The organism is Tardiphaga sp. (assembly GCF_028290495.1).
GTDB lineage: Bacteria > Pseudomonadota > Alphaproteobacteria > Rhizobiales > Xanthobacteraceae > Tardiphaga.
In genome coordinates this window covers 55,220-69,979 of record NZ_JAQGJT010000015.1, presented here as the reverse complement: position 1 = coordinate 69,979, position 14,760 = coordinate 55,220, and the positions used below count along the sequence as shown (strand labels likewise).

The 14,760-nt window shown below is 59.1% G+C and carries 19 protein-coding genes and 1 pseudogene; 9 read left to right on the top strand and 11 right to left on the bottom strand.

From position 1 onward, the window contains the following. The 7 genes and pseudogenes from JWQ24_RS01785 to JWQ24_RS01755 form a co-directional block, all read left to right on the top strand. Positions 1-259: pseudogene (locus JWQ24_RS01785) on the top strand (SOS response-associated peptidase); the annotation flags it as partial. Positions 260-291: 32 nt separating this feature from the next. Further along, positions 292-549: a hypothetical protein gene (locus JWQ24_RS01780; RefSeq protein ID WP_299803594.1), complete on the top strand. Its 258-nt coding sequence runs from the start codon at positions 292-294 to the stop codon at positions 547-549. Between the two features lie 73 nt (positions 550-622). After that, positions 623-1,561, top strand: a complete 939-nt coding sequence (locus tag JWQ24_RS01775) for a Ku protein (protein WP_299803591.1) — start codon at positions 623-625, stop codon at positions 1,559-1,561. Then, entirely contained in the window at positions 1,561-1,782 is a 222-nt protein-coding gene (locus JWQ24_RS01770; RefSeq protein WP_299803588.1) for a hypothetical protein, read from the top strand. Before JWQ24_RS01775 ends, JWQ24_RS01770 begins: the two co-directional genes overlap by 1 nt. A 336-nt stretch (positions 1,783-2,118) precedes the next feature. Then, positions 2,119-2,424 (top strand): hypothetical protein, encoded by a 306-nt coding sequence (locus JWQ24_RS01765; RefSeq protein ID WP_299803586.1) that lies wholly within the window; start codon positions 2,119-2,121, stop codon positions 2,422-2,424. Next, positions 2,421-2,612 carry a hypothetical protein gene (locus JWQ24_RS01760; RefSeq protein WP_299803584.1) on the top strand — a complete coding sequence of 64 codons (192 nt, stop codon included), beginning with the start codon at positions 2,421-2,423 and terminating at the stop codon, positions 2,610-2,612. Before JWQ24_RS01765 ends, JWQ24_RS01760 begins: the two co-directional genes overlap by 4 nt. Positions 2,613-3,756: 1,144 nt before the next feature. Next, positions 3,757-4,494 carry an outer membrane beta-barrel protein gene (locus JWQ24_RS01755; RefSeq protein WP_299803582.1) on the top strand — a complete coding sequence of 246 codons (738 nt, stop codon included), beginning with the start codon at positions 3,757-3,759 and terminating at the stop codon, positions 4,492-4,494. A 607-nt stretch (positions 4,495-5,101) separates the two neighbouring features. Here the strand turns inward: JWQ24_RS01755 and JWQ24_RS01750 are convergent. From JWQ24_RS01750 to JWQ24_RS01740, 3 genes are all read right to left on the bottom strand, one after another. Beyond that, positions 5,102-5,263 carry a DUF2934 domain-containing protein gene (locus JWQ24_RS01750; RefSeq protein ID WP_299803580.1) on the bottom strand — a complete coding sequence of 54 codons (162 nt, stop codon included), beginning with the start codon at positions 5,261-5,263 and terminating at the stop codon, positions 5,102-5,104. Between the two features lie 319 nt (positions 5,264-5,582). Then, positions 5,583-5,753, bottom strand: coding sequence for a hypothetical protein (locus tag JWQ24_RS01745; RefSeq protein WP_299803577.1), 171 nt, complete (start codon positions 5,751-5,753; stop codon positions 5,583-5,585). 300 nt (positions 5,754-6,053) lie between these two features. Further along, on the bottom strand, positions 6,054-6,557 hold the full coding sequence (locus JWQ24_RS01740) for a DUF892 family protein (protein WP_299803575.1): 504 nt from the start codon (positions 6,555-6,557) through the stop codon (positions 6,054-6,056). Positions 6,558-6,877: 320 nt separating this feature from the next. Between JWQ24_RS01740 and JWQ24_RS01735 the strand changes: the two genes are divergently transcribed. Beyond that, positions 6,878-7,087, top strand: a complete 210-nt coding sequence (locus tag JWQ24_RS01735; RefSeq protein WP_299803572.1) for a hypothetical protein — start codon at positions 6,878-6,880, stop codon at positions 7,085-7,087. 16 nt (positions 7,088-7,103) lie between these two features. Next, positions 7,104-7,295 (top strand): hypothetical protein, encoded by a 192-nt coding sequence (locus tag JWQ24_RS01730; protein ID WP_299803570.1) that lies wholly within the window; start codon positions 7,104-7,106, stop codon positions 7,293-7,295. Between the two features lie 80 nt (positions 7,296-7,375). Here the strand turns inward: JWQ24_RS01730 and JWQ24_RS01725 are convergent, their stop codons facing one another. The 8 genes from JWQ24_RS01725 to JWQ24_RS01690 all read right to left on the bottom strand — a co-directional run bounded on the left by JWQ24_RS01725 (position 7,376) and on the right by JWQ24_RS01690 (position 14,569). Further along, positions 7,376-7,615 (bottom strand): hypothetical protein, encoded by a 240-nt coding sequence (locus tag JWQ24_RS01725; protein WP_299803567.1) that lies wholly within the window; start codon positions 7,613-7,615, stop codon positions 7,376-7,378. Between the two features lie 267 nt (positions 7,616-7,882). Then, on the bottom strand, positions 7,883-8,401 hold the full coding sequence (locus JWQ24_RS01720) for a hypothetical protein (protein WP_299803565.1): 519 nt from the start codon (positions 8,399-8,401) through the stop codon (positions 7,883-7,885). Positions 8,402-8,510: 109 nt separating this feature from the next. Continuing rightward, positions 8,511-9,191: a hypothetical protein gene (locus JWQ24_RS01715; protein WP_299803562.1), complete on the bottom strand. Its 681-nt coding sequence runs from the start codon at positions 9,189-9,191 to the stop codon at positions 8,511-8,513. 22 nt (positions 9,192-9,213) lie between these two features. Next, the gene (locus JWQ24_RS01710; RefSeq protein WP_299803560.1) at positions 9,214-9,492 is read right to left on the bottom strand and encodes a hypothetical protein; all 279 of its coding nucleotides are present in this window, start codon (positions 9,490-9,492) and stop codon (positions 9,214-9,216) included. Further along, positions 9,492-11,891, bottom strand: coding sequence for a phage tail length tape measure family protein (locus JWQ24_RS01705; protein WP_299803558.1), 2,400 nt, complete (start codon positions 11,889-11,891; stop codon positions 9,492-9,494). Before JWQ24_RS01705 ends, JWQ24_RS01710 begins: the two co-directional genes overlap by 1 nt. A gap of 27 nt (positions 11,892-11,918) precedes the next feature. After that, complete coding sequence (locus tag JWQ24_RS01700; RefSeq protein WP_299803556.1) at positions 11,919-12,239, bottom strand: hypothetical protein; 321 nt, start codon at positions 12,237-12,239, stop codon at positions 11,919-11,921. Positions 12,240-12,364: 125 nt separating this feature from the next. Next, positions 12,365-14,293, bottom strand: a complete 1,929-nt coding sequence (locus JWQ24_RS01695) for a hypothetical protein (RefSeq protein WP_299803553.1) — start codon at positions 14,291-14,293, stop codon at positions 12,365-12,367. 111 nt (positions 14,294-14,404) lie between these two features. Further along, positions 14,405-14,569, bottom strand: a complete 165-nt coding sequence (locus JWQ24_RS01690) for a hypothetical protein (RefSeq protein ID WP_299803551.1) — start codon at positions 14,567-14,569, stop codon at positions 14,405-14,407. Positions 14,570-14,760: the final 191 nt, after the last annotated feature.

Sequence of the window (14,760 nt, the reverse complement as noted above, 5' to 3'; positions counted from 1 at the left end):
GGCCAACTGGACATCCGTCCGCAAGGTCCGGGAAGGTGAAACCACCAACGACCTCTACGGCTTCCTGACCACCGAGCCGAACGGTGTTGTCGGAACGATCCACCCCAAGGCGATGCCGGTGATCCTGCCCACCGCCGAAGAGTGTGATGTCTGGATGCGCTCACCCTGGGATGAGGCCAAAGGCCTGCAGCGTCCGCTGCCTGACGAGGCGCTGGTGATTGTCGCCCGCGGCGGCAAGAAGGATGGCGCATCCGATTGACGGCACCGGCCTGAATCAGGTCGAACGACGACATGGCCATTCCCTCAAAATTCGTTGAACCCCGCCCCTTCTCCAACCCGGAAGCCGCGGCGCGCAAGCTCCTCGAGATCGCAGCCGGGATTATCGACATCCGCGGTCGGGTTTCGGTCGGCGCATGGAACGATGCCTTCCGCAAGGCCGGCGGCAACGTGGCCGAGTACGCGGCCGGCCGGGACCGGGCGATCGCCGACGGCGCGCTACGGATGCATGAGTGCGGTGGGTTCGTGATGCTTGCGCCGGCCAAGGCGTAGCGCTCCCGGAACGAATCAGCGGAAACTGGCTTGAGTCGCCAGTTCTGTTGTGTTGTTGCGTTGGAGTATTGCGATGGCCCCGCGCGCCAATTGGAAGGGCTTCTTGCGCCTGTCCCTCGTGACCTGCCCGGTCGCGCTTTTCCCGGCAACATCCGATTCCGAGAAGATCAGCTTCAACCAGATAAACCGCAATACTGGTCACCGCATCAAATACGTAAAGGTGGATGCCGATACCGGTGAAGAGGTCCTCACCGAGGACATTATGAAGGGTTTCAAGGTCGACACCGACACCTATGTCGAGATCGGCAAGGATGAGCTGGAAAAGATTGCGCTGGAGTCCACTCGCACCATCGAGATTGACGAGTTCGTGCCCAAGGCCGACATCGACCCGCGGTACGCGATCCGTCCCTACTACCTTGTTCCCGATGGCAAGGTCGGCCACGACGCTTACGCCGTCATCAGAGAAACCATCCGCAACATGAATATGGTGGCGATCGGTCGCCTCGTGCTGACCAGTCGCGAGAACATTAGTGCGCTTGAACCGCTGAAGAATGGGCTGATGGGCACCCTCCTCCGGTATCCCTACGAGGTCCGCAGCGAGGAAGACTATTTTGACGATATCCAGGACGTCGCAGTCACGAAAGACATGCTCGATCTGGCGCGCCACATCGTCGAGCAGAAGTCCGGCCAGTTCGAACCCGGGAAGTTCGAAGACCGTTATGAGGCTGCCTTAGTCGAACTCGTTAATAGCAAGCGCAACGGCACGCTGGGCAAAGCAAAATCAAGCCCGCGCCCCGGCACAAACGTCGTAGACCTTATGACAGCGCTTCAGCAAAGCCTGAAAGGCGCAGTTGAGAAGCCTGCTAGCAAGGCCAAGAAGCCAGGCAAGGCCGCGGCCGGCCAACGCGAGTTGCTCCTGCCTATCAGCGGCAAACGATCCCCGACAGCAATGAAGGAAGAAGCCAAAACAAAACCGGCCCAGCAGCCGGCTAAAACAAGGAAGGCGAGTTGATGATGACCCTACATAGTCCATCGATCGCACCGAGTATTGGACACGAAGACACACTGCTTGAGATCATCGCCCACCTAGGAGCCGCGCTGATCCAAGCCGACTATACCGACGACCAGATCATCATTGGCCACATTCGCTCGGCGCACCGGCTCGCTCTCGATCTTCGTGAGGAAGCTGCTCGCGCGGCCGCGCTAAGGGAGCTCGATCATGCGTCATTCTAGCTGGATCCCCTCGATAGTTCCGAGCGATAGCGATCAAACCGTCTATCTTGTCATAGACTGCGATGGCGGCGGTCATCGGTGCGTCTGGCGTGAGGCTGACGTAGGAGCAACCGATCTCGAAACCGTTCTCACCGATCTTCTCGACGGCCAGTATCCGGATCCAGAAAAGGTCGTAGCTTTCAACCTGGCTGAAGGATGGTCACGTGACGTTTCCAAAGACCTAGCGCGGGAGATCAGGCGCAGATGCGACATGCAATCATCCGATCCGCCAAGCGCCGTTCAGAGTTTCGTGGAGCGTAACGAACTTCGCGAGCGCCAACTGACTCTGAGGTTGGCATGACGCCGAAATCCGGATGGTACTCTCAATTTCCCGCGCCAATTCCAGTGCCGAAGGGCGAGCCGCTGGTCACCCTTCGCGACGCCGGGGCCTACATCACCCGACTTCCCAGGGACCAGCATGATAGCGTCGCTTGGCAGGCCGCAATGCACGTCCTGATCCAGGCAGCCGACCACGGCGGGCCGATCGAATTCGCGCGGCTGGGCATGGTGCAGGCGCTAAATCCAAAACCGGAGCCCGTCTACCACTCGGCCAAAAACGATCCGGTCTGGCGCAACAACCGCAAACTGGCGAGGGATCGATGACCTTATCAGACGAGGAACTGGCGCTGATGGCCCTTCGGGAGGCCCAGCTTATACTGGCAGACTACATACAACCGGGGCCGCGCGATCCGGCAAAGACGATCAACGAGCTTCTAGCGGTGCTCGACCGAAACGATGTAGTCGAAGCCGTGGATCGGCTCGAGGCTGGCGCTGGAATGCGGGTACATTGAAACGCGAAACGCGACGTTCCAGATCTCTAGCTACGTTTGCATGAGGACTCGTTCCTTTTCCCTCACCTGCAGATACTCAACGCCGCGCGGTTTGTCGTGCCCCCCTCAGGCGAGCAGAGATACCTATAAGCGGCACCAACACCGCCGACCCATTGTAACGACCATGGGCTATCGGCGGGATGCGATGCATGCACTAACGCGCAGATTAACTAGCGTCGGCCGAATAGCGGAACAAAGACTGAGCTATCCTAGATACAAAACTCGGACCGGCCGCAGTTCCCCTTCTGGAACCGAGCGCGGCGCTTGCCTTCCAGCTTAAGTTGGTCTTGGATGACTACATGTCGGAAGATCACGCGAAGCTGAACAGTCTAGTAGCAAGGCGCAGGAGACAATTGGCTAAAGCCGAGGCGTCTCTAGAGGCTGCTATGATCGCAGATCACTCCATCAAAGTCGGAGATGTGGTCGAAGACAAGTTCAGACATCATTATCTTGTTCACGCGCTGAGGGTCGTAACGGGACATGTTCAAATCCTGGGACGGAAGAAGACGAAATCGGGATGGCACAGGAGCCCTTGTGAAGTGAGTTGGCGAGGCGTTAGGAAACTCGATGCAACTCTCGCCCAGCCCGCGAAGAGCGCGACGATGGCGCCGTAAACGGCGGGCACGTTGCTATAGCTCGCTGGAACGCGCCGCGTCGCTGGGCAGGATTGTGGCGGCAGCATTGCAGCGACCCTGGCCCGATGGCGGGCGACGATCGCGCGCCAGTGCGCTCGCCTGCCCCAGTAGCAGGCCTCGAGTAGCGCGCTACATCGAGGAGCCATCCGGTTACACTAGCCCGAAGGATGGCGCGGTTGTTCTGTGATGCGTGCGAACGGTCTGATTATTCGACGCGCACTTGCGCCATCCCGCCCATCCCGATCGCGTTGGTGGCCGCGCGCCTCAGATTGACGAAACGGCAGCAGCGCGCAATTACCGAGCTCGTCGGTTTCCAGCAAAGTGAACTATCACGCATAGCACTTGAACCGAGCATGAGTGATCGCTTTCTACCCTACTGTTGCGCTATGGGCACGGACTCCTATTCGAAATCTCGGTAATTTTCTCAGACACCAAGTGAGCGCTTGGCGCTCTTAACGAGGGGGATTCTCATGAAAAAGCTTTTTTTGACAGCCGCCGCGCTTGCTGCACTCGGCACATCGGCATCAGCGGCCGACCTTGCCGCGCGTCCTTACACGAAGGCACCGGCGTTCGTGGCTGCTGTTTATGACTGGTCCGGTTTTTATATCGGCGCTAACGGCGGCTGGGGAAGCCAGCGCGACTGCCGTACCAACGTGACCACCGCTTTCAACATCGGTTGCCATGACGCGGACGGCGCCGTGGCCGGCGGTCAGATCGGCTACCGCTGGCAGAGCTCATCGTGGGTATTCGGCTTCGAAGCGCAGGGCGACTGGGCTGACCTTTCCGGTTCGGCTATCAACAACACCGGCCTGAACAATGTCCGGTCGAAGACCGATGCATTTGGACTCTTTACCGCTCAGGCGGGCTGGGCGTGGAACAACACCTTGCTTTACGTTAAGGGCGGTGCTGCCGTTGTCAGCAACCGGTTCGAATTCCGCGGACTGGGCTCCAATGTTCTGCTGTCCTCCTCGGATGATAGCAGCCGTTGGGGCGGCACTGCCGGCGTCGGTCTTGAATATGGCTTTGCTCCGAATTGGTCAGTCGCAGTCGAGTATGATCACGTCTTTCTCGACCGCCACGACATGACCTTCACCTCTGCTGCGACGGGACTTCCGCTTGCTGCAACCTACCGCTCCGGTGGCGACCTCGACCTTGTCACCGCGCGCATCAACTATCGCTGGGGCGCGCAGGTTATTCCGAAGTACTAAGAGCATCTGATGCCGGCAAGGGGCCGACCGCAAAGTCGGCCCCTTTGCTTTTGGATGCTCGCTACATGAGGCGAGACAAGTCCGGAACACGATAGCTGATAGCCCGATGCCGATAGGCGACCTCCTGCCAGCCGCGACCTCGACACGGCTGACGATCGCAACGTGCCCGCCACCGCGCCGGGACGACACCGCGACGGCTCCTGGCACCGGCGCGGACGCCCTGCCCCAGCCAAGAAACGACTTCGCCAGCGTGGCACCGGGGCCGCGCTGGGCCAATGCGAAGTTCACGTTTACGGCGCACCGTAGCCGGCCGGCGATATAACGCGCCAGTCGCCAGTCGCCAAGGGCCGCCCTTCTCTTTTCGGGAGTAAAGGCGGTCCCACTTATTGATGATGAGGGCGATGTCCCGGTGCCCTGCCGCGATCAGCCAAAGCTTCTGCAGCGGATTGCAGATGTAGGTCGACGTTCGGTTTCCATCCCAGAGTTAGGTCACATTTCGGTGCCTAACAACAAGCCCAATATTGCTTATGCCGTTCGAAAACAAAACTGTCTGCGTAACCATGCGTAAGCTCATCGACCTGTCTCTAATGTTATCGAGGCCCTTTTTTCACTCTGGCATAGGCTTCGGCTCTTCGTCGCCAGGTACATCGCTTTCGAGTTCACTCTTCGCTTGATGCCAGAAATCGGCAGGATCTTTATCCGGGCTACCCGCTTTTTTCCACAGCCGATAGGCATACTCGCGAATCTGTTCGTCGGAAATTTCGGGCATCGCTTTTCTCCTAACAAAGGTTGTGGTAACGGTCCCGGACAATTTGGTCGGTTATCTTGCTCTTTCGTTTGTCCCGACAATGATAGTCCTTGACCCCATATATTAGAACCGCAAAGACGGTCGGTGCTGCGATGAAAATGATCATTTCCATGACGACCTCCGATACTTCCGAATGGCGGCCACGTTCTCCATTTGGAAGGAGCGCTATGAAACCAATCAAACGTTCCGTCTATGGCCAAATACCGAGCCGGGCCACATGACCTCCGCAGCCTGTCACTAAGGAGGAAGATGAACCGAAGAAAACCGCCGAGAAGGAGCGCTAAATATCTCGAACGAATCGAAGGCCTTCAACTGCGAGTTTTTGCTCGTCGGTCTCCTGCCTGTTTGAAAGGAAATGCCTGACCTCCTCGCGAATCCTCGCTTCTTGCTCTGGTGCCAGATTTTTGATCATTCCGTAGATGTGCATCACCCGGTCAACGACTGCTTCCATGGAACTCTCCCCTCGTTCGTCTTCTAAACGAGCAAACGGAACAAAAGTTCCCGCAATATATTGCGCTCAAAAGGGAGACCGTCATTGCGGAAATCGCCTCAGTTTAGTCGCCTCCGCGAATGGCCGGACGGAGCTTGAGTGCGTTTGGTGCCGCGATGCCATTCACAAGGCACCAGGCTGGGGGAATTCGTCGGCGAACCCGGCCGAGGGCGCCGCCTCTACGTCCCCGGCTCCACTACCGTTGTCATTGATATCGCAGCTTACGCATGCCTGCGGGAGGCGGGCATGCGATCGCTTGAGTTACATATCGGCTTCGGCCTCGACGTTGACGACAGACTTCGCGAGAGCCGACAAAGCAACGTCTGTGGCCTTCTCTTCCTGCAGGGTCGCAGTAAGCAGTTGGACGGCGTCCGGCATCCCGAGTTCTTTAGCCCAGGTCGCAAGAGTGCCGTAGCGAGAAATCTCATAATGCTCGACGGCCTGCGCAGCGGCGGCGAGGCCCGCGTCGAGTGCCGGCATTCCCTTGTACCCGCTCATGATTTCCGCGCCTTCGTTGGTGATGCCTATGATGGCTTCACACTTCTTGGCGGTCGGCCTCTTGCCGAAAATCTTGAAAACGCTCTCCAGCCGTTTGATCTGTCCCGCGGTTTCCTTCTGGTGTTTCAGAAAGGCAGCCTTCAGGCCCTTGTCCTGTGCGGCCTTAGCCATCTTGGGTAGGGTCGCAAAGATCTTCTTCTCCGCGAAATACACGTCCTTCAGTGTGTCGTGGAAAAGGTCGGCGAGCAGTTTGGGTTTTTTGGCCATGGGAATATTCTCCGGTGGTATGATAGCAACGCCGATCAATTCGCCGTGAGGGATTAAGTTCCATTCGGAACAGAGAGAGACAAGCATTCGCTTAAGCTCAAACGCGCCTCCGGTGCCAGCCCTGCCCCAACTACTAGCAGTGCCATCAGACTGTGCTGCCGCTGCTAAGAAAGCTTCAGCGCATGACAGAAGCACTTCGCTAGTACCACTGCGCTCGCCTCGACCGCCATTCTGGGCTTCTGGGTCGCACTCGAAAACGATGGTTGATGTCCATCTTGACGAATTTCGGACGCCGACATTAAACTACGGAATTGTACAGCGTGAGTAATTTCATGACTCCCCATTTTCAACTGCTTGCCGACGACATTTGGGAGGGCAATTTGGTTGCCATTCAGAGGCTCAGGACGTTCGGCGATCGAGAGCGCGTCACGCTTGAGGCCACTATCCTCAGCAAGTTCGGCAAGTCTGTCAGTCTTCGGGGAACGCCCGATCAGGTAAAAGCAACTCTAGAGGCAGCAAGGCGTTCTTGAGCGGAAGGAGCCTGCCATGCCCTACGCGCTATTCGAGGACGACCAGAAGCTCAGCCAGGAATTCCCGACCGAGCAGGATTGTTGGGCGCATGCCAACGAGGCCGGCTTGGTTGACCTTGTGGACGGGAAAACCGTGCTTGAGGACGGCTACACCATCCAGCCGTGTGAGGCGGGAGAGCCCATAGCCGTTCCGCCACCCGTCACCTGAGTATCGAAGGCCCGTAGGTACGCCACCACACGCCAAACGCCCGCCAGCCGATGGCGACGCCCCAACCTGCGTTTGCCAACCTAATACGGCGGCGGCATGGGTTCTTGATCCGCGTGGTCCAGCACAAACGTGAATGGCGGCCTATCGGCCGCTTCGTCGAGCAGTTCGCGCCATGGTGACGGCACCTGCGAACGATCAATGCCCGGCTCGCCGAAGTCGATGCTTTGCCCATCGAGGGGGTGATCATAGCCACTGCAGGCGTCGTAGCGAATACCGCTAATCAAGTTCAATGCGTTCGGACCGGTACCCAAATAGGTCATCACAATGCCCTCGATGCGGCGACCACCCGCGCCAAGCGTACTTGATCTGACAGTGTTCAAGCGAGTCCAAAGGCTGGATCGCGTCATAGGAACGGCTCCTCGCCGACTCGACATGGTATTTGCGCCCGACGCTCTACGCATCTGCCAGTGTCGATCGGGGGACCGCCGTTTGGGTTTGGTTGGACAATGCGGCGGCGTATCAGAATCTCAACCATAACCATCGCCGGCGGAAGACGGTCCGTCGCTGCGCGCAACCGCGTCCATAGGCTACTTCGTGCCAAGACGCGTGCTTTCGATTTCCTTTTCCAAAGCTTCCAGGCGCTCGGCGAACATCGCCGAATCCATTGACGCCGAATAGGCGCTCAGGATGGTGACCAAGGGCGCCACTTCGTCGGCGGTGATCTCCCCAGCCGCCGCCGCTGCGAGGATGGCAGCCAACGCCGTTGGAACGTCTGCCACGCTTTCTATTTTCGGGAAGTCCGAAATGACTACGGCTACGCCGCGGCGGACCGGCGACACTCGTTCCATAACCAGGCGCTGTGCTGCGGTATCACCCCGGAGCGCCTGGTCAATCACTTTCATCGTGATGCGCTCCCATTGGTTTTCCATCATCGTCTCTATGGCGACCGTGACGCGATGGCGGGCGTTACGCGGTCGACCCGAGTTGCCGGTAGTGAAACGCCCCATCGCGTCTCGCCCTTCGACCATCGCGGGCAGCGGTTGCGCTTCGGGAAGAATCGGCGCGTGCGGCGGCGGGACGCTGGCTAGATCGAGCGGCGCAATCATGGAACCAGCAGGCTTAGCCGGTGGATCACACGGCGGCGGAGGTGGAGGAACGGGCCGCTCGCCCCCCAGCGGCTGAGGGGGCGCCAGCGGCGGAACAGGGATCGTCATGTCAATCAACGATCGTAAATCCTTCTTTCATCCGGGCTGCTCGGTCCACCGCACTCAGCCCCTCGAACGATGCGCGGGTCATCTCGGTGCTGGTCAACGGCCGGCGGGGCTTAGACGCTGGCTTGTCGTCCGTCACGGTGAATCCTTCAGCCATTTTCGCGGCTCGTTCCCTACCCGAGAGTGCATCGAACTCCGACCTCAGAAGCGTCTTGCCGTCGCGCTTTGCCGGAACAGCAGCCGCGTCGCTGGATGAGGAATTGGTGCCGTTAGGGAACACGGATGGAAATTGCTTTGCAGCTTCCTTCGCCAAATCTGCGAGAGTGGCGATTCCATCGGGGCCTGTTCCGAACAGTGGATAACCGTCGGCGCCCTTGACCCGGACAATGCGCTGACCATCAACGGTGTCGAGGTTGATCTGCCCTCCGACATTCGCGATGATAAGCTCCTCATAGTTGGGGCGGATGCCGGCGGCGCGCAGCGCCGTGCTGAATTCATTGTGGATCAGTTTGCGCTCCGAAGCTTGTGCAATCTCCAACTCGTCTTTGAGCGGCTTGAGATTGCTGGCGACGTGATCTTGTAGATCCCCGAGCAGTAGATGAAAGCTTCCACCCTTTTCGACATAGAGACTGCGGTAAGCGTCGGGGACCTTGTCCAGGTTTTTTTCAGTAATGTTGAGGGGCATGTGATTATCCTTGATTGAAGGGTCAGTTGCTCGATACGTGACGGCGCTGCGTCTGCGCCAGTTCTGTAGCGGCAAGATCCATCTGCATCTGCAGCACGCGCACCTGTGTCACGATGGCCATTTCGTTCAAGCGTGCGGTCAGGAAGGCCAGTGTGTCAGTCAGGTGTCGCCGCTCGTCTGGCGCACCGACCAAGTTTGCGATGGCGGTGCCGAGCAGGCCGTGCAGGTTTTCGCGGGCGGGCGCTTCGTCGGGTGCCATTACCGGCGCGTTCATGGTGGGTGATGGAAATGTCTGGGTCATCAGAGTTGCCTTTGCTTTTTCGCTGCGGTGACGGCTGCCACGACGCGGGACGGGAGTTCTGCTTTGAGGGTAGCAAGCTGCTGCTGCAGCCGCCCGATTGCGGCAGGATCGGCACCGGTCGCGTCGATGTTGATCGGCACTGAAACATGGACAGGCCCGCCGCTTCCTGTGCCGCCAGACGGTGCCGCGCCTGCAGGAAGGAATGTCGGAAACGAAACGCGGCTCGCCATCGCCATCGAGACGTCGTGCGGGATGACCTGTGCCCCGGACGGCAGATTGACGATTTCGCCGCCCAACTCGTTGATGCGCGCGAGACCGCCGGGCGCGCTGTTGGTGCCGCTGGCAAATTGCGGCATAGAGTAACCGCCGACACTTATGTTTCCGGTCGATCCTGCAAGGACAGTCCCGCCAGCATTGGGGTTACTGCCGCCAAACAGTCCGCTGATGATCCCGCCGAGCCCGCCGCCACTCGACCCACCGAACGCGTTGGTCCAGAGATTGTCGGTCGCCATTTTCATGAGCTTTGACGACAACGCATCGAGAGCGGATACGCCAGCCGCCTTCAGCGCACCAAGAGCGGTCGTACTGTTACGAATAGATGACGAAAAAGTCTGTCCCGCGTTGGTCAGTGCGTCGTAACCGAACCGCATGTTGTCGGTTCGTTGCGCCGCTTCACCGAGAGCAGACGCCTCGTTGCGCAGCGCTGCGATTTGCAGTGGGGTGAGATCGTTGCCCTTGAGCTTTTCGGCATTGATCCGTTGCTGTACCGCGGCGTAAGCGGTCGCTGCGCCGGTGGTCATGCCGAGCGTTGAAGTCTCCAGGTTGTAAGCATCAGTCGAGGCGCGAATTTGGATGAGACCGAGCGCATTCGCCTTTGCGTAGTTTTGGATGCGCGCGACGTCGGCGTCGGTGATCTTGTTTCCCGGCTGGTTCCGAGCGATGGTCAGCGCGAGTTCAGATTGTCGCACCGTCTCGTTGACGGTCGCCACCTGCCCCAGAGCGCCAAGGCGCTGCTGCTGCATCTGGAGGTCGTGCTGCAATGCCGCGGCATCGATCGTCGCTTGGTTGCGGCGTCGGTCCGCGTCTGCACGCAGGCCGTCGCCAAGCGCAGTGTTGCTGGAGGCTGGGTTTTGGCTGTCCCCCGCGAACCGCTGCTGGAACGGCGAAAGCATTGTGATGCCCTGCGCCTTCGCAATCTCTGCGTGGTTCGACGGCAAGAACCGATCCCAGATCGAGGAGTTACCGGCATTCTGCGCCAGCCGTTCCATGCGATCGAACAGGCCGGATCCACTCTCCAACGCTTTTTGGAAAGCGTTTCGGGAGTTCAACCCAAAATTCGTCCATGCGCGATTCCACGCCTCGTCAAATTTGCGAGCGCTGGCCACCATGTTATCGTTCGCGGCGAATTCTACAGCGCTGTCCTTGGTGCGCTTCAGTCCATCAGCACCGCCGGATAGTAGCCGGACCCACTCCATCGTTGCAGGCAGGCCCATCTGCTGGAGCAACACCAGCCGCTGCTGATCATTGCGTGCGTTTTTAATCAGATCGGCAGCGGTGCCGAGATAGCCGCCGAAGTCAGAAGCGTGTTTGTTGTTGACCGCGAATACTTCGGCGAGGCCGCCCATGCCAGCCTTGGCGTCGTAGACGCCCTTGGCAAAGCCGGTGATTCCCTTGTTGAAATCCTCGTTGCTGATACCTTTGAATGACGCGGCTGCCTGCAGTTTGGACAACTCGCGAGTGGTCAGGTCGGCGCTGCGCGCAGCGTCGTCGAGCGCCAGCGTGGATGCTTTCCACGACGAATACATAAGCGCGCCACCGGCCGCGACTGCAGCGAGACCGCCGACGACCAATCGCGCCGGGGTGACGACACTGGCAATGCCGCTGCCGAGTTGCTTGAAGAATCCTGAAACGGTGCCTGTCTTCGACGACGAAAACACGTCAAAAATCTGAGAGCCTTGCTGCGCAAGGACTGTCAACGGTGCCTGTCCGCCCATGAGCGAAACGCCCACGTCCTGCGCCTGCCGACCGAGGTTGATCAGTTCATAGCGCGCAAGACCAGTACTGTTGGCGATTATATCAGTACTGGTCTTGCCTGATTTTGCTGCCTTGTCGAGGCCGAGCAAGCCGATACCCGCTTCGGTGGACGCCTTGGCCAGTCCAGTCGTCGCGGTGACTGCAGGTTTGGCGGAGGCGTTGAGGCGGTCGATGGCTTCTTTCGCGCCAGCGACATTGTTACCCCATGCGATGGTCCCCGCACTGGCATCTTTTGCGGCCTTGCCCAGTCCGGTGACCGCATCGGTGGCGCGGTTCGCTGCAAGGGGCAGACCTTCGATGACTTTGATTCCGGCCAGTACGCCGGTCGTGTCGAGCTTGATCCCTAAAACAGCAACATCGGCCAAAGGCGTACTCCCTACCGCGCTACGCGCTTACGCAGCTACGTCGGGTTTGACCTTTGGCGTTCCGCGGCCGCCGGTGGCTAGGCGGTCGAGGTAATCGAACAGGATCGGCTGCACGGTCAGAGCGCCAGCTTCGTAAATCATGGCGTCCATCCCATCATCAGCGGCGAGCGGTTTGTTCAGGCCGGTGGCAAGAATTTTGCGCATGGCCTCCGTATCGACCGCCGCGACGCGATGGTTCGCCGGCACCAGCCCGCCGAAATATTCCGAGACGCGGTGGCAAGCCTGGTAGGTCAATTCGAGCGTGACGACTTTGTCGCCGATTTTGGTTTCGAAGGGTGCGATGGTCATTGGTGGTTCCTTTGTGGTTGGTGGTGGAGGAAGTGCGGCTCAATTATTCTGCAAGAGCGCTTACATGCGACGGGCCGCCGCAACCCACAGCCGCATTGCTGCGGGGTACATGAGCCAGCGGCGGATCATCGAATGTCAAAGCCCCACACAGCGATCGAACTGGTGTTGTCGCCGTTAAACGTGTCGCTGCCAGTAGCATCTGCCAGCTTGACGTAAAGTAACGAACTTGCCGGATGCCCCGCGCTGAAAGCGACGTTGAATTCGACCTTCCAGAACCCATCGGCAGTCAAAGTCGATGTCATGCCCGAGACGGTTCCGGCGGACTGCTCAACCAGCGTAACGACACCGGTGCCGAGGTTGACCCAGACACGGGACGATAGATAGCTGCCCCCATTCTGTTGTGCCTGAATTTGGGCATTGCGAGAACCAACCTGCCGCTTAACGAAGGCCGTGATCTTCTTTGTAGTGCTGGCGAGCGCAATCGTCTGCTGCACATATGCGTTGTGCTGCGCGGCTGCCGTCGCATCTTCCTTGATAATCGATGCGGTGATTTTGTGTTCGGGCGAATAGGCTTGGTTGGCCGTCAGTACCGACTGTTGCGTGGACCATCCAGAAAGGCCGAGCGATTGATAGAGCGCCCCCGATGGATACCGATACCCAACATCGACTGCGGATGCGCCTGCGATCTTCGTTGGAACGTCGAAACCAGTCCCGGCCGCTGCGCGCTTGTTGCCAGTCGCATTGAAATGCGTGCCTTCTATCGTGTCCGCCAAAAACTGGAGGGTGCCGGGCGCAACGCCACTTTCTGTCCCCATCGCAATGTCAATCGTGTTCGAACGGCCGCGCAGCGTTGTGTTGCGCGCGCGTCTAATTACGTCACGACCATTACCTGAATTCAAGATGGTGTTGCTTGCTGCCGACGTGACAACCGGTGGAATTGTCGGGACGAACACCTGCGAAAAGCCCAAGCGCGCGATATACGCCGCTATGTCGGCTTCTTCTTGCGCCTCCGTGCGGCCTTGGAAAATTATGCCGTTCGTTCCGAGCGCAGGCACGAACACGTCGCAACGGCCTTTTAGCATCCTGTCGCGGTAAACGTACTTCGATGGGTCGGCGGCTTCTGACGAATACGCGCCGGGAATTGAAACGTCGATACCCGCCATGTTCGGCACGAACAATCTGTTGACCGCCCCCGGAGCGCCCTGCAGCGTGTCGGGAATGTCGGCCTGCACGCTGCTGGTCGTCAGAAGGTCTGAATGGTTGCTGTCGCCGCTGATGCCGAACGTCGGTCGTGTCAACGTGCCACCCGACCATCCAAAGAACGACGGTCCCCAAAAATCCCCGCCGCCGTTCCATGTGTTCCCATAGAACGTGGCAGAGCCGACAAGGTTTGGCACCGACGCGCCGTATTGGAGCGCCTCACCCTGCGCGTAATCTGCGCGACCGTGCGAGTAGTACCCACTGTTGGTGAAGCTGGCGCTATAGTTGAGCCACGCGTGGCTTCCGACCTTTCCCCGGACGCCGGGATGGCGATGAACGGTTTCTTGGAACGGGTCGCAGCTTGGCACCGAACCCGCACCATTGAGCACGGTGATCTGCAGTGCGCCGGAGTTGTCGACCCAGATCAGCGAACACGCGACGGTCATCGTGCCCCCCGTATTCCACTCACCCTGAGCAGCAGTCGCTGCGCCGTGCCAGAACCGCACCTCGAAACTTCCATCGGTAACATCGTCGTAGATCGGATAATGGCAGGTTCCGCCTACGGCAGTATTTCCGGCACCGAGGCCCGCGCCGCCGTTGTACTCGTTTGGGATCGCCTTGACGAACGACAGAGGTCGCCTGATCAGCAGCGCGGGGACACTCGCTCCTTGGAGGACACTGCCGTTCCAGAACCCCAGATCCAGCCCAAGCCCGTTCATCAGGCGACCGCTTTGACGTTGATGGCGTCGCGATCGGTGGCGTATGTGCAGCTCATCTAAGTGAAATTCCTTGATTGAGTGGGAGGTGGCGGCGATCCGGGTCGGACGGGACGGAACAACTGGATCGCCGCGCACCGTTTCGCCGTCGCGGTACTTCCGCGCCCGACTGATGGGGGACAGACGAAGCTCCGCCGTCTACCGGTCGGATCTCGCCAGAATATTTCGAAAGAGTGTTGCCGGCGGCGATCAAGCGGCCTGCGCCGGCAGAAGGGATACTTCGCGGCGCGCGCGATCCCACGCTTCGATTTCGGATCGGATGAAGTAGTTGCGGCCGTTGGTGACAGTTGGTTTCGGAAAGCCCAGCGTCTCGCTGCGCATCCAGCGCCAAAGCGTCATGTGCGATATTGACATGTGCCGCTGAACGGCTGGCCCTGTCATGTAGTGGCTGTCGGTTGACACACGCATACTCCAGAACTCTAGCGTACGTGTAACATGCCACACTTAGTGCAGATTGTCAACACAAAATAACATGTGATACATCAATACACTAGGGCGAGACGTTGCGAATCTTGACATAGGCGTTGTGAAAATGAGACGTTCTT